13 protein-coding genes are annotated in these 13789 nt (G+C 65.5%); 8 read left to right on the top strand and 5 right to left on the bottom strand.

All coding sequences use genetic code 11. The features are described 5' to 3' along the window. Positions 1–2: 2 nt before the first annotated feature. Positions 3–3188 (top strand): TonB-dependent receptor, encoded by a 3186-nt coding sequence (locus tag HUW43_RS00075; RefSeq protein WP_188235563.1) that lies wholly within the window; start codon positions 3–5, stop codon positions 3186–3188. A 146-nt stretch (positions 3189–3334) separates the two neighbouring features. Here the strand turns inward: HUW43_RS00075 and nth are convergent, their stop codons facing one another. Genes nth through dapB form a run of 3 tightly spaced genes read right to left on the bottom strand, consistent with a single transcriptional unit; the run spans position 3335 to position 5132 of the window. Continuing rightward, the gene (nth, locus tag HUW43_RS00070; RefSeq protein WP_188235562.1) at positions 3335–4006 is read right to left on the bottom strand and encodes an endonuclease III; all 672 of its coding nucleotides are present in this window, start codon (positions 4004–4006) and stop codon (positions 3335–3337) included. Then, positions 4003–4386: a hypothetical protein gene (locus tag HUW43_RS00065; protein ID WP_188235561.1), complete on the bottom strand. Its 384-nt coding sequence runs from the start codon at positions 4384–4386 to the stop codon at positions 4003–4005. Before HUW43_RS00065 ends, nth begins: the two co-directional genes overlap by 4 nt. Next, positions 4383–5132 (bottom strand): 4-hydroxy-tetrahydrodipicolinate reductase, encoded by a 750-nt coding sequence (gene dapB / locus HUW43_RS00060; protein ID WP_188235560.1) that lies wholly within the window; start codon positions 5130–5132, stop codon positions 4383–4385. The genes HUW43_RS00065 and dapB overlap by 4 nt, the downstream gene beginning before the upstream one ends. A 108-nt stretch (positions 5133–5240) precedes the next feature. Here dapB and HUW43_RS00055 point away from each other — a divergent pair, with 108 nt between their 5' ends. Further along, the gene (locus tag HUW43_RS00055; protein WP_188235559.1) at positions 5241–5945 is read left to right on the top strand and encodes an NAD-dependent deacylase; all 705 of its coding nucleotides are present in this window, start codon (positions 5241–5243) and stop codon (positions 5943–5945) included. A 131-nt stretch (positions 5946–6076) separates the two neighbouring features. Here the strand turns inward: HUW43_RS00055 and tadA are convergent, their stop codons facing one another. Continuing rightward, entirely contained in the window at positions 6077–6532 is a 456-nt protein-coding gene (gene tadA, locus HUW43_RS00050) for a tRNA adenosine(34) deaminase TadA (RefSeq protein ID WP_188235558.1), read from the bottom strand. Between the two features lie 131 nt (positions 6533–6663). Between tadA and rpmB the strand changes: the two genes are divergently transcribed. Beyond that, positions 6664–6957, top strand: a complete 294-nt coding sequence (gene rpmB / locus HUW43_RS00045; protein WP_188235557.1) for a 50S ribosomal protein L28 — start codon at positions 6664–6666, stop codon at positions 6955–6957. Between the two features lie 36 nt (positions 6958–6993). On the opposite strand, the gene HUW43_RS00040 is transcribed toward rpmB, so the two are convergent. Further along, a complete protein-coding gene (locus HUW43_RS00040) occupies positions 6994–7938 on the bottom strand; it encodes an esterase-like activity of phytase family protein (protein ID WP_223181146.1) in 945 nt (314 codons plus the stop codon). 213 nt (positions 7939–8151) lie between these two features. Between HUW43_RS00040 and HUW43_RS00035 the strand changes: the two genes are divergently transcribed. The 5 genes from HUW43_RS00035 to HUW43_RS00015 all read left to right on the top strand — a co-directional run bounded on the left by HUW43_RS00035 (position 8152) and on the right by HUW43_RS00015 (position 13541). Continuing rightward, positions 8152–8556: a glycine zipper 2TM domain-containing protein gene (locus HUW43_RS00035; RefSeq protein ID WP_188235555.1), complete on the top strand. Its 405-nt coding sequence runs from the start codon at positions 8152–8154 to the stop codon at positions 8554–8556. A 213-nt stretch (positions 8557–8769) separates the two neighbouring features. Continuing rightward, a complete protein-coding gene (locus HUW43_RS00030) occupies positions 8770–9861 on the top strand; it encodes a Ppx/GppA phosphatase family protein (RefSeq protein ID WP_188235554.1) in 1092 nt (363 codons plus the stop codon). Next, positions 9858–10553 carry an RlmE family RNA methyltransferase gene (locus HUW43_RS00025; protein ID WP_188235553.1) on the top strand — a complete coding sequence of 232 codons (696 nt, stop codon included), beginning with the start codon at positions 9858–9860 and terminating at the stop codon, positions 10551–10553. The genes HUW43_RS00030 and HUW43_RS00025 overlap by 4 nt, the downstream gene beginning before the upstream one ends. Positions 10554–10597: 44 nt before the next feature. After that, on the top strand, positions 10598–12058 hold the full coding sequence (locus HUW43_RS00020; RefSeq protein WP_188235552.1) for a S41 family peptidase: 1461 nt from the start codon (positions 10598–10600) through the stop codon (positions 12056–12058). A 25-nt stretch (positions 12059–12083) separates the two neighbouring features. Beyond that, positions 12084–13541 carry a cobyric acid synthase gene (locus HUW43_RS00015; protein WP_188235551.1) on the top strand — a complete coding sequence of 486 codons (1458 nt, stop codon included), beginning with the start codon at positions 12084–12086 and terminating at the stop codon, positions 13539–13541. Positions 13542–13789 lie beyond the last annotated feature (248 nt).

Genomic DNA, 13789 nt, shown 5'->3' with positions numbered 1-13789 from the left:
ACATGAAACTTCGTTATTCGATCGCTGCGAGCCTGATGGCCATCAGCGCCGCGACCGTCGTCGCCGCGCCGGCACAGGCGCAGGAAACCAGTTCGTCGGTTCGCGGCACCGTTGAATCGTCCAGCGGCCCGGTTTCGGGCGCTACCGTAACGGTCACCCATGCTCCATCGGGGACGGTCGCCCGCACCACCACGGACGGCGACGGCAATTTCAGCGCCAACGGTCTGCGCGTTGGCGGTCCGTTCACGGTGGAAGTGAGCGCCGACGGCTATGATTCGGCCCGCATTACGGACCTGTTCCTGCAGGCTGGCCAGCCCTTCCGCCTGCCGGTCATGCTCGAAGACACCGCAATCGTTGTAACGGCCTCGTCGGTCGGCGGCGCTGTTGAACAGTCCAACGGCCCGATCACGGCTCTGAACCGGGAAGCGATCGAAGGTGTCGCTTCGGTCAACCGCGATATCCGGGACCTTGCCCGACGCGATCCGCTGGTCACCATGGACCTGACCAACGCGCGCACGATCGAGGTCGCCGGCAACAACGGGCGCCTCAACCGCTTTTCGGTCGACGGTGTGCAGTTCAGCGATGATTTCGGGCTTAACAATGGCGGCTTGCCGACGTCGCGCGGCCCGGTTCCCTTCGATGCCATCGAGCAGTTTTCGGTCAAGGTGGCGCCCTTCGACATTGCGGAGGGCGATTTTCAGGGCGGTGCGGTCAACGTCGTGCTGCGGTCGGGCGGCAACAAGTTCCGCGGCGGCGCTTTCTTCACCTATACCGATGACAGCCTGACCGGTTCCCGCACCCGCGGGCGCGACGTTTCGCTGGATTTCGACAGCAAGCAATATGGCGCCAACATCAGCGGCCCGATCATCAAGGACAAATTGTTCTTCATGTTCGCCTATGAAAAGACAGAGGAAACCGACCCGTTCGACGACGGTTTCGGCCCCGGCTTCGCCAACCAGGTGCCGGGTCTGACGCAGGCCGTGATCGATCAGGTCAGCAGCATTGCCCAGTCGCGCTATGGCTACGACACGCTCGGCCTGTCGCCTAACGCGGTCGAGGAAGACGAGAAGATCATCGGCAAACTCGACTGGAACATCAGCGACACGCAGCGCGCCTCGTTGACCTATATTCGCAACGTCGGCACGCAACAGTTCCAGCAAAACACTTTCCTGACCTCGCCGTTCGCGCTCGGCTTTCAGTCGAACGGCTACGAGCTGGCAGAAGAGGTCAACACCGGCATCTTCGAACTGAACTCGACCTGGTCGGACCAGTTTTCGACGACCTTCCGCGCCTCGTATCGCGACTATAATCGCGATCAGACGCCATTCGGCGGTCGCGACTTCCCGCAGATGGAAGTCTGCACCGATGCCACATCGAGCGGTTCGGCCACCAGCTGCAACGGCACGCGCCTGTTTTTTGGTCCGGACGTGAGCCGTCATTCGAACGATCTGAACACCGAAAATCTGTCGTTCGATTTCACGGCCCGTGTCGACGCAGGCGATCACGCGCTGCGTTTCATGGCCGGCTATACCGATGTCAGCGTGTTCAACCTGTTCCTGCAGCGCTCGCTTGGCGACTTCTACTTCGACAGCCTCGCCGATTTTGCCGCTGGCAACGCCAACCGCCTTCGCTATGCAAATGCGGTCCCCAGTCTGGATCCGAACGATGCCGCGGCCAGTTTCGGCACGCAGAACTATACCCTCGGCATTCAGGACGACTGGCAGGTGACGCCCGACCTGACGCTGTCGTTCGGGATACGCTATGACCTGTTCGGCAACGATGCCAAGCCGCCGCTCAACCCGAACTTTCTTGCGCGGTACGGCTTCCACAACCGCGAGACGTTCAACGGCCGGGACGTGATCCAGCCACGCTTCGGCTTCAACTGGCAGGCCACCGACAAGCTGATCGTCCGCGGCGGCGTCGGGATCTTTTCGGGCGGCACGCCCGACGTGTTCCTGTCGAACAGTTTCTCGAATACCGGTCTGCTGACCAATCTGGTCGATATCAACCGCTCCAACTGCGCCGCTTCGGCAACCTGCGATGCGCTGAACGGGATCGACGACGGGACGATTCCGGCGAGTGTCGGCAATTTCCTGGCGCGCAATACCGGATCGCTCGCGCTGGCGCCGACCGACAATATCGATCCAGAGCTCAAGCTTGCGCGCAAGTGGAAAGCGTCGCTGCAGGCCGATTATGAAATCGCCGACGGCTGGTTCATCGGTGGCCAGTTCCTCTACGACAAGAATATCTATGGCTATACGTGGACCGACCTGCGGTCGGTGCCGATCGGTACGTTGCCCGACGGGCGCACCCGCTACGGTCCGTTCGGTGGTGTCGCAACGACCAATCGCGACCTTCAACTGACCAACAGCGAACGCGGCCGCGCCTATTTCGCGACGGCGCGCTTCTCCAAGGCGTTCGACTTCGGCCTGTCGATCGACGGTAGCTACACCTATTCGAACGTGAAGGATGAAGGCGCGTTGACCTCGTCGACCGCCTCGTCGAATTATGGCAATAACGCCTTTGTCGATCCCAATCGCGCCGCCTATGGCCGTTCGATCTATGAATATACCCACCAGTGGAAGGGCGGGATCGACTTCAAACGCAACTTCTTCGGCGATAATGAAACGCGCATCAGCCTGTTCGGCGAATATCGTTCGGGCCGTCCGTACAGCGTCACCATGCTGGACAACAGCGGCGGTCGCGGCGCGGTATTCGGAACCGTGGGCAATCTTGGCAACATGCTGCTATATGTGCCGACCGCGGGCGGCGACCCGAAAGTCCGCTTTGACTCGGCGGCCAGCGAGACCGCATTCAACGCGCTTATTTCCGAACTTGGCCTCGAAAAATACCGCGGTCGCATCGTGAAGAAGAACAGCCAGACTTCGCCTGACTTCTTCAAGGTCGACCTGCACATCAGTCAGGAAATCCCTGCCTTTGTCGGTAACGCCAAGTTCAAGCTCTTTGCCGATGTGGAGAATGTGCTGAACCTGATCGACAGCGACTGGGGTTCGCTTCGCCAGGTTTCCTTCCCCTATAACGCGGCACTCGTCCGCGTAACCTGTTCGGCGACCAGCGGCACCAACTGCACCCAGTATCAGTACAGCAATGTTCTGGCTCCGAATGAGGTGCTCACCAGCCGCGTATCGCTGTACGGGATCCGCGTCGGCGCGAGGGTCAGTTTCTAACCCTGTCGGCGTTCGCGAATCGGGGCGCGGGAGGTCACTCCCGCGCCCATTTTTTTGCGCAAAGCGAGGTCACACCGCCCGAAACGACGAAAACTGCCATGGGATGAAACGACCCCGGCGGGGACAGGCGCCCACGTCACTGGGCGTCAGTTTTTCGTCCCGTTCGCCCCGCCCTTTGCTTTCGGCGCCGCGGTCTTGGGTCTGTATCGGCAAAGGTCGGCGACCGGACAGCGCCAGCATTCGGGGGTGCGCGCCTTGCAGATATAGCGGCCGTGGAGGATCAGCCAGTGGTGCGCGCCGACGCGGAAGGGCGCGGGCGTGTCCTTCTCCAGCCTTTTTTCGACCGCCAGCGGCGTTTTCCCCGGCGCCAGCCCGGTGCGGTTGCCGACGCGGAAGATGTGCGTATCGACCGCAAAGGTTTCCGCCCCGAAGGCGCAGTTCATCACGACATTGGCGGTTTTGCGCCCGACGCCGGGAAGCAAGGTGAGCGTATCGCGGTCGGCAGGCACTTCGCCGCCATGGTCCCGGATCAGCATTTCGCTCAGCGCAATGACATTCTTCGCCTTCGCGTTGAACAGCCCGATCGTCTTGATATGCTGCTTCAGCCCGTCTTCGCCGAGGTCGACCATCGCCTGCGGCGTCTTGACCGCCTCGAACAGCTTGCGCGTCGCCTTGTTCACGCCCACGTCGGTCGCCTGCGCCGACAGCACGACCGCGACAAGCAATTGATAGGTGTTGCCGAACTGCAGCTCGGTTTCGGGGCTGGGGTTGAACGCGGCAAGGCGGCGGTAAAACTCGAAAATATCGGCCTTTTTCATGACGTGCGTTTCCGAAACGAGGCCATAAATGCGAACAGGACGGCAAGCTGCCATAACGACCAGATCACGAGCCAGAGGAAACTGAACGGCGCGGCCCGATGGACATATTGCCAGCCCTCCGCATCGGTCATCCGATAAAGCTGAAAGTCGCTGGCGAGCGCCAGCGCCAGAAGGACGCCATAGAGCAACCGGCTTTGCCGTTTGCGCGGCGACCGCACGGCCCAGAAAGCGAAAGGGAAGACAAAAAAGCCGATCAGGCTGATCCGGAACGGCGCATTCCATCCATGACCTGCACCCATCGCAAAAAAGGCCTGGATCAGGCAGATGACGGCCGCGACAAAGCCGATCAGAAGGGCGTGAAGGCCCTTGTTGTTCATCATGCCGGTGCGGCCGCCCGGTCGGACAACCCCAGCACCTGCGACATCGTGTAGCGCCCCGCCTTCTGATGGATCAACCACAACGCCGCCTTCACCGCGCCGCGGGCAAAGATCATGCGGTTTTCGGCGCGGTGCGACAGGGTGATCATTTCCTCCGGCCCCGCAAAGATCACGTCATGATCGCCCGCGACGGTCCCGCCGCGCAAGCTGGCGAAGCCGATCTTGCCATGCCCGCGCGCGCCGGTGACGCCGTCGCGGCCGCGTTCGGAACAGGTGGCAAGGTTGATCCCGCGGCCCGCGGCGGCGGCTTCGCCCAGCAGCAGCGCGGTGCCGCTCGGTGCGTCGACCTTGCCCCGGTGGTGCATCTCGACAATTTCGATGTCATATTCGGGGTCGAGCCGCGCCGCCGCCTCGCGCACCAGATGCGCGAGCAGGGTGACGCCGAGCGAGGTGTTGCCTGTCTGGAGCACGGCAATGTCGCGCGCGGCGTCGTCGATCAGATAATGGTGGCGTTCCTCCAGCCCGGTCGTGCCGATCACGATCGGCTTGGCGGCCGCAACGCAGGCGTCGAGCGTCGCTTCGAGCGCCGCGGGCGAGGAGAAATCGACGAGCACGTCGGCGCTTGCGGCGAGCTTCGCGACACTGCCGCCCCTGTCGACGCCGCAGCTGCGCTGCCCCGCTTCGGAAATCGCCGCGGCGAGCGCAACGCCCATGCGTCCCTGGCTGCCGATGATGCCGATGCTGGTCATAAGCCAAAACCCCCGCTTGCCCTGAGCCTGTCGAAGGGCCGTCCTTGCTAAACCGCCGCTTTGAAGGAAGAACGGTCCTTCGACAAGCTCAGGACGAACGGAGTCAGCGTGCCCCCCATCCAGAATATCGTCATCCTGACCGGCGCCGGCGTTTCGGCCGAAAGCGGCATCGACACGTTTCGCGACGCGGGCGGACTGTGGGAACAGCACCGCGTCGAAGATGTCGCCACGCCCGAAGCCTTCGCGCGCGACCCCGATCTGGTGCTGCGCTTTTACGACATGCGTCGCGCGGCGATCCAGACCAAAGAACCCAATGCCGCGCACCATGCGCTTGCGCGGCTCGATGCCGAATGGCCGGGCGAATTGCTGATCGTCACCCAGAATGTCGATGATCTGCACGAACGCGCGGGCGCGCGGCGGCTCGTCCACATGCACGGCGAACATCTGAACGCCTGGTGCACCGGCTGCGACACGCGCAGCCCGTGGACCGCGCCGCTGCTCGACCGGCCGTCCTGCCCCGCGTGCGGCGTGGCGGGACTGCTGCGCCCCGACGTCGTCTGGTTCGGCGAGATGCCCTACCGGATGGACGAGATTTATTATGCCATCCATCGCGCCGACCTGTTCGTGTCGATCGGCACGTCGGGCGCGGTCTATCCCGCCGCGGGCTTCGTCCGCGAGGCACGCGCGGCAGGCGCGCGCACGCTCGAACTGAACATGGAACCAAGCCAGGGCAGCCACTGGTTCGACGAGGCGCGCCACGGTCCCGCGACCTGGCTGGTGCCCGAATGGGTCGAAGAGATGCTGGGCGGGTGAAGCCGCGCCCTGTTGCAACGGCGGGTTTCGGCCGGAATCGGCCATAACCCGGAAAAGGCCCTACCCTGAAGGCGAGGGGCCTGAACGGCCGCTGCGTCCGCTGCCCACCCCAAAACGGACGCCGACCGCAATCAGCGTCGCGCGGCGAAAAAATCGCGGAGCAGCGCCGCCGCTTCGGCTTCGCCGATCCCGTCGTAAATCTCCGGTCGATGGTGCACCGTCGGTTGCGCAAACAGGCGCGGGCCGTGCACGACCGCACCGCCCTTCGGATCGTCGGCGCCATAATAGAGCCGCGCGATCCGTGCATGCGCGATCGCACCGGCGCACATCGCGCAAGGTTCGAGCGTAACATAAAGATCGCAGCCGCCCAGCCGCTCGGTCCCCAGCTTTGCCGCCGCCATGCGCAGCGCGACGATTTCGGCGTGCGCGGTGGGATCGTGCGATTCGCGCGGGCGGTTGTGACCTTCGGCGACGATCGCGCCATCCTTGACGATCACCGCGCCGACGGGCACTTCGCCCCATTCGGCGGCGATGCGGGCGAGTTCGAGCGCGCGGCGCATCGGTTCGGGAAGCGGGAATTGCGCCATGGCTTCCCCGCTAATCGCTTGACGAATCCCCTGCAAGCCGATAAGCGCGCGCCTTTCCCGGCCCAACCGGTCCCTGTGGCGCTTTCGGGCGCCCACCGGCACGCCGCCCAGATTTTGTGAGGACGAGAACGATGTCGCGTATTTGCGAACTGACCGGCAAGGGCCGCCAGATTGGCCACAATGTCAGCCACGCCAACAACAAGACCAAGCGGACCTTCCTGCCCAATCTGCAGAATGTGACGCTGATCTCGGACGCGCTGGGCAAGGGCGTGAAGCTGCGCGTGTCGACGCACGGCCTGCGTTCGGTCGAACATAATGGCGGCCTCGACAACTGGCTGCTGAAGGCCGGCGACGACCAGCTGTCGGCAAATGCGCGCAAGCTCAAAAAGGAAGTCGCGAAAAAGCTGGCCGAAAAGGCCGCTTGAACGCTTCCGCCTTGCTGACGCAAAGGGGCCGCCGGATCACCGCGCGGCCTTTTTGCTGCGTGGCGCTTTTCGAGGCGGCAGGTCGCCGAGTTCGAACTGGAGCAGCAGGCTGCGCTGCCAGACGTTGAAATTATCGTCGGAGACGAGCCAAAGCCAGGTGCGGCCGCGCTCGACCGACACCGCCGCGCCTTCGTAATTTTCGGCCAGTGGTCGCGGCACACGCCCGATCGTCCGCGAACGCACGACGGCGTCGCGCGCGATGTCGGCGGGATCGAGGACGGAAATGATCGTCGTGAAGACGGGATCGAAACCGAGCCGCCGGTGGACGAGCAGGACGCGCCCGTCGGGCAGCGGCGCCGCGTCGCTGACAAGACCGCGTCCGGCGGCGTCATAGAAGAATCGCACCGGCGGCATTCCCGGCACCGCCGGATCGTCCGAATAGAGCAGCGCCTCGCGCCCGCGCGGATCGTCGTCGGCATCTTCGGAAAAAAGAATCGTCCGCCCGTCGCCAAGCCGAACCATTGCCTCGGCCCCGCGATTCCTGGGCCAGCGCGGCAGACGGCGCCGCGATTCGATTCGCGCAAGCCCGGCATCGAGCCGCCAGACCTGATTGACCCCCTCCAGCGCGAGCCAGACGGTGCCGCCTGCCTGATCGACGGCCAGCGCCTCGACATCGGCCATCGTCTTGCGCGCCGGGCGGCCGTCGATTGTGGGAAGCGCGTCGATCCGCGCCGACGACACCGCGCCGCCGGAATCGAATGTCAGGCGCGTCCAATAGCCATTGTCGCCGACCAGCAGGAAGCGGCCCGGCCCCGTCCGCGCCAGCGCGGAAAACCCGCCAAAGCGGCTGTTCGGACTATCGAGGCGCCAGCCGCGCACAAAGCGCATCGGCCCTGCGGTTTCGGCAGCGAAGCCGAGCGGGCGCGCCACGGCGCGTTGCGACAGGTCGACATCGGCAAAGCGCACGGCCGTGCCGGGCATCGGACCAAGCACAGCGAAAACAAGGACAGCGGCAAACAGACGGCGCATCGCCGGGGGCGTAGGCCGCCGGGCCGCGAAAGGAAAGGCTTTCGCGACGACGAAGCTGAACGCCAGCCGACCGCCGCGTTCAGGCTTCGCTCAATGCGAATCGGGCACAAGCTCTTTCATCGACCACTGCCCCCAAGGGCCAAACGCGAAAGCAGGAGTATAACGATGCAAAAGATGGTGACCCTCTCGATCGCCGCCCTGATGTCCACCGTGACGCTGGGCGTGGCGACGCCGGCCGCGGCGCAGAACGGCTATTACGACCGCGACGGCTATTCGAGCTATTACAGCGGCTATGACCGCGACGACCGCCGTTATGACCACCGCGACTATCGCCGCTACGACCGCCGCGACTATCGCCACGACCGCCGTTATTATCGGGGCGACCGCCGTTATTATCGTCAGTGCGACAAGGGCACCGGCGGCACGATCATCGGCGCGATCGCGGGCGGCCTTGCCGGCCATGAAATCGCCGGCCGCGGCGACAAGGCCGTCGGCACGATCATCGGCGGCGCCGTTGGCGCCATCGCGGGCCGCGCAATCGACAAAGGCAATGACGGCTGCCGCCGCTGACGGGGAATGACGGCTGCCGCACAAGAGGCAGTCCCGACCTCCAATAATTTGGTCCCTCCCTTGCCCCGCCCCGGCCCCGCGCCGGGCGGGGTTTTGACTGTCTGCGGCGCCCCGGAGGAGACGCTTGCCATTGGCCCGGTGCGCGCCTAGGTTTGCCGGCAAGTGCACGCCCGCGGTTCTGCGGGCGCGTGAGCAGAACAGGTTATACTAGCCATGCGGCAAATGGCAGCGCCATCAGGGCGACCGCCGCGGCCCGGGTCGGCGGCAAAAGGACGGAACAAGGCGAACGCCCCCCGGCGACCGATTCCGATCGTGCGGCCGCGCAGCTATGCCGCAATCGATCTTGGCACCAACAACTGCCGCCTGCTCATCGCCCGGCCGCAGGACGGCGAGCTGGTCGTCATCGACGCCTTTTCGCGCATCGTCCGCCTTGGCGAAGGATTGCACAACAGCGGACGGATCAGCGAAGCCGCGATGGACCGCACCGTCGCGGCGCTGGCGATCTGTGCCGACAAGCTGCGCCGACGCCACGTCTCGCTGTCGCGCGCCGTCGCGACCGAAGCATGCCGCCGCGCGAGCAACGGCGCCGAGCTGGCCGAGCGCGTCCGCCGCGAAACGGGGATCGTGCTCGACATCATCTCCGCCGCCGAAGAGGCCCGGCTCGCCGTTCTCGGTTGCCATAACCTGATGGAACCCGGCGACGGACCCGCGCTGATCTTCGATATCGGCGGCGGCTCAACCGAGCTGATGCGCGTCGAGGTGTCGGACCATGACGTCCAGATTCGCGACTGGATCAGCGTGCCGTGGGGCGTTGTATCGCTGACCGAACATGCGCCGCTCCCCGACGACAGCATGGAGGGACGCCGGGCGGCCTATGCCCACATGCGCGACGTGACGCGCCAGGCCTTTGCCGCCTTTGCCGACCGCGCCGGGGCCTTTGCCGGTCAACCGCTGCGCCTGCTCGGCACCAGCGGGACGGTGACGACGCTGGCCAGCGTGTTCCTGAACCTGCCGCGATACGACCGCCGCGCGGTCGATGGCCTTGTCGTGCCCAGCGACGCGATGCGCGCGATCAGCCGCCGCCTCGCCGAGGCCAGCATCGCGGACCGCGCCGAGATCGCGTGCATTGGCCGCGAGCGCGCCGACCTGGTCGTCGCGGGATGCGCGATCCTTGAAAGCATCATCGACCTGTGGCCGGCGGCGCGCGTCGGCGTCGCCGACCGCGGCATCCGCGAAGGCATTTTGCGCACGCTGGCGATGCAGGGGCGCGACATTCCCGTAACCCGCCGCGAGTATCGCAAATGAGCGGCGCGCGCGGCAAGAGCGGCGGCGGCCGCGGCGGCCTGCATGTGCGGGTCAAAACCGCGAAAAGGCGCAGCGTTTCGTCTACGCGCTGGCTGCAACGGCAGCTCAACGATCCCTATGTCCGCCGCGCACAGGCCGAAGGCTATCGATCGCGCGCGGCCTATAAGCTGATTGAACTCGACGACAAGTTCGGTTTCCTCAAAAAATCGCGCGCGGTCGTCGATCTTGGGATTACGCCGGGCGGCTGGTCGCAGGTCGTGCGCAAGACGAACCCGCGCGCGCGCGTCGCAGGGATCGACCTGTTGCCGTGCGAGCCGATCGAGGGGGTCGCGATCCTCGAAATGGATTTTATGGACGACGCGGCGCCCGATGCCCTGATCGCCGCGCTCGGCAGCGCTCCCGACCTTGTCATTTCGGACATGGCGGCGAACACCGTCGGCCATCCGCAGACCGATCACCTGCGCACGATCGGCCTGGCCGAAACCGCCGCCGATTTCGCCGTGCAGAATCTGCTGCCCGGCGGCGCCTTTGTCGCCAAGGTGTTTGCGGGAGGCGCCGACCGTGAACTGCTGACGCTGCTCAAACAGCACTTCGCAACGGTCAAGCACGCCAAACCGCCAGCGAGCCGCAAGGGATCGCCCGAACTTTATGTGATCGCACAGGGTTTCAAGGGGCGCGGTGATGCGGCATAACCCCCTGTAAACAGGCATTGGGGTCGAAGCCGGGAGACGGGAAGATGATGGAATCCAGGCAATCGCTCGCCGCGGTGACACTGGCGGCGCTGCTGCTGGCGTCGTGCGGCGGCGGGGGTGGCAGTTCGAGCCTCGGCAGCGGCGGGCCGGTGACGGTCACGCCAACGCCAACACCAACGCCGACCGCGAATTGTGCGCTCGCCGCGCGGCAGAACTTTGCCAGGGCGGTGATCGACGAATGGTATCTGTTCCCCGGCGACGTCGCGGCGGGGGTCAATCCCGCCAGCTTCAGCGACGTCCAATCCTATATCGACGCGCTCGTCGCGCCCGCGCGCGCGCTGAACAAGGATCGCTTCTTCACCTACATCACCTCGATCGCCGAGGAGAACGCCTTTTTTTCGAGCGGATCGAGCGCGGGTTTCGGCGTTCGACTGGTCTATGACGCCGCGAACCAGCGCCTGCTGATCGCCGAGGCCTATGAAAGCGCCCCCGCCTTCGCCGCGGGAATCGACCGCGGCACGGCCATCATCGCGATCGGCACGACCAGCAGCAATCTGCGCACCATAGCCGAGATTGTCGCTACGGAGGGGACCGCGGGCATCACCAGCGCGCTCGGCCCCAATGACCCCGGCGTCACGCGCGTGCTGCGCATCGCCGACGCCGCGGGCACGCGCGACGTGACGGTGACCAAGGCCGATTATGCACTCGATCCCGTGTCCGACCGCTATGGCGCCAAGATCATCAGCGAGGGCGGGCGCAATTACGGCTATCTCAACCTCCGCACCTTCATCGGCTCGGCCAACGACCAGCTGCGCACCGCCTTTGCCGATTTCCGCGCGCAGGGCGTCACCGACATCGTCATCGACTTTCGCTATAATGGCGGCGGCCTCGTCTCCACCGCCAATCTGATGGGCGACCTGCTGGGCGCCGGGCGCAGCGGCCAGATTTTCTCGCAGACGCTGTTCCGCGCCAGCAAATCGGCGGAGAATGACGAGCATCGCTTCGCGCCCGGCAGCCAGTCGATCGCCCCGACGCGCATCGCCTTCATCGGCACAAGATCGACCGCATCGGCGAGCGAGCTGGTGATCAATTCGATGCTGCCCTATCTCGGCACCAACATGACGCTCGTTGGCAGCAACACCTTTGGCAAGCCGGTCGGCCAGATCGCGCTCGACCGCGCCGAATGCGACGACCGGATGCGCGTCGTCGCCTTTGCAACGGGCAATGCGGCGGGCCAAAGCGACTATTACGACGGGCTGGCGCCGAAAATCGCCAACAGCTGTGCTGCGGGCGACGACCTCAATTTTCCGCTGGGCGACCCGCGCGAGGCGTCGGTCCGCACCGCGATCGACTTCCTTGCGGGCAACGCCTGCACGACGCGTATCGCCGAGGCGAGCGTCGGCGCGGCGGCGCGAAGCAGCGGCGCGCGGATGAGCGTCGAGCCCGAAATGCTCGTGCCCGACCGGCCCAGCGCGGCGCAACGCGAACTGCCCGGCCTGTTCTGACCGACCAGTCCGACAGGGGCATTCCATGGCCGCGCTGATGCTGCAAGGCACCGGCTCCGACGTCGGCAAGTCGGTGCTCGTCGCCGGCCTCTGTCGCGCACTCGTCAACCGCGGCCTCCGCGTGCGCCCGTTCAAGCCGCAGAATATGTCGAACAATGCCGCGGTCACCATCGACGGCGGCGAGATCGGCCGCGCGCAGGCGCTGCAAGCCCTCGCCTGCCGCACGGCGCCGCACAGCGACATGAACCCGGTGCTGCTGAAACCGCAGGCCGACCGCACCTCGCAGCTGATCGTCCACGGCCGCGTGCGCGGCACATTGGACAGCGGCAATTTTCGCGAAGGGCGCGGCACGCTGATGGCCGAAGTGCTCGAAAGCTATGACCGGCTGCGCAGCGAGTGCGACATCGTCGTGATCGAAGGCGCGGGGTCGCCCGCCGAAATCAACCTGCGCGCGGGCGACATCGCCAACATGGGCTTTGCCCGCGCCGCCGATGTTCCGGTCGTGCTTGTCGGCGACATCGACCGTGGCGGCGTGATTGCAGCGATCGTCGGCACCCGCGCGGTGATCGACGCGGACGATGCGGCGATGATCAAGGGCTTCATCATCAACAAGTTCCGCGGCGACCCCGCGCTGTTCGACGATGGCTATCGCGCGATTGCCGAACGTGCCGGCTGGCCGGGGCTGGGGATCGTCCCCTGGCTCGCTGCGGCGGCGCGCTTGCCGAGCGAGGATGCGGTGATCCTCGAACGCCGCGCGCGCGCGAACGAGGGCCGCCGCATCGTCGCCTGCCCGATCCTGCCGCGCATCGCCAATTTCGACGATCTCGACCCGTTGAAGCAGGAACCCGGCGTCGCACTGGTGATGGTGCCGCCGGGGCAGCCGATTCCCGCGGACGCGGCGATCATCGTCCTGCCGGGATCAAAGGCGACGATCGCCGACCTCGCCGCGCTTCGCCGCGAGGGATGGGATATCGATATCAAGGCGCATCACAGGCGCGGCGGGCTGATCTTCGGCCTTTGCGGCGGCTATCAGATGCTGGGCAAGCGCATCGCCGACCCGCTGGGGATCGAGGGCGCACCGTCGGCGGTCGACGGGCTGGGGCTGCTCGATGTGTCGACGACGCTGGCCCCCGCCAAGACGCTCCGCCAGGTGTCCGGGACCGCATGGAACAGCCCGTTCGCGGGTTATGAAATGCACATGGGCGAAACGGCAGGCCCCGACACGGCACGGCCCTTTGCGCGAATCGAGGGCGGCGGAGCCGAAGGGGCGACCAACGCCGCGGGCAATGTGATCGGCACCTATATCCACGGCTTGCTCGCGTCGCCCGACCTGCGCAGCGCACTGCTGGAACGAATCAACGTCACGGGGAACGGACGCGATCATGACGCCGATGTCGACGCCGCGCTCGACGACATCGCCGCCGAGCTGGCGATCCATCTCGACATCGAGGCGCTGCTGCACATCGCCGCGCAGCCGGGATAGCGGGGTCGACACGCGGCGGCACCGGGCCGACGTCGGATATCGCACCGCGACAGCCCCACCCGACAGCCGCGTCGTTCCGGTATCGCACAACAGCTTTGCCCTTACGCTCGCTAATCAGCGTTCGGTCAAGGCCGTCCTGCTGACCTTCAAGACGGGTTTCAGCAAATAGCTGAGCACCGATTGCTTGCCGGTCAGATTAGGCCGTAAACTCATAAACGGCCTTGCGGGAAGGCCGCCGGATTGATTCA

It is taken from the genome of Sphingopyxis sp. LK2115, from assembly GCF_014595975.1.
Lineage (GTDB): Bacteria > Pseudomonadota > Alphaproteobacteria > Sphingomonadales > Sphingomonadaceae > Sphingopyxis.
Note: the sequence above shows the minus strand (reverse complement) of the source record. Positions and strands in the feature narration are given on the sequence as shown.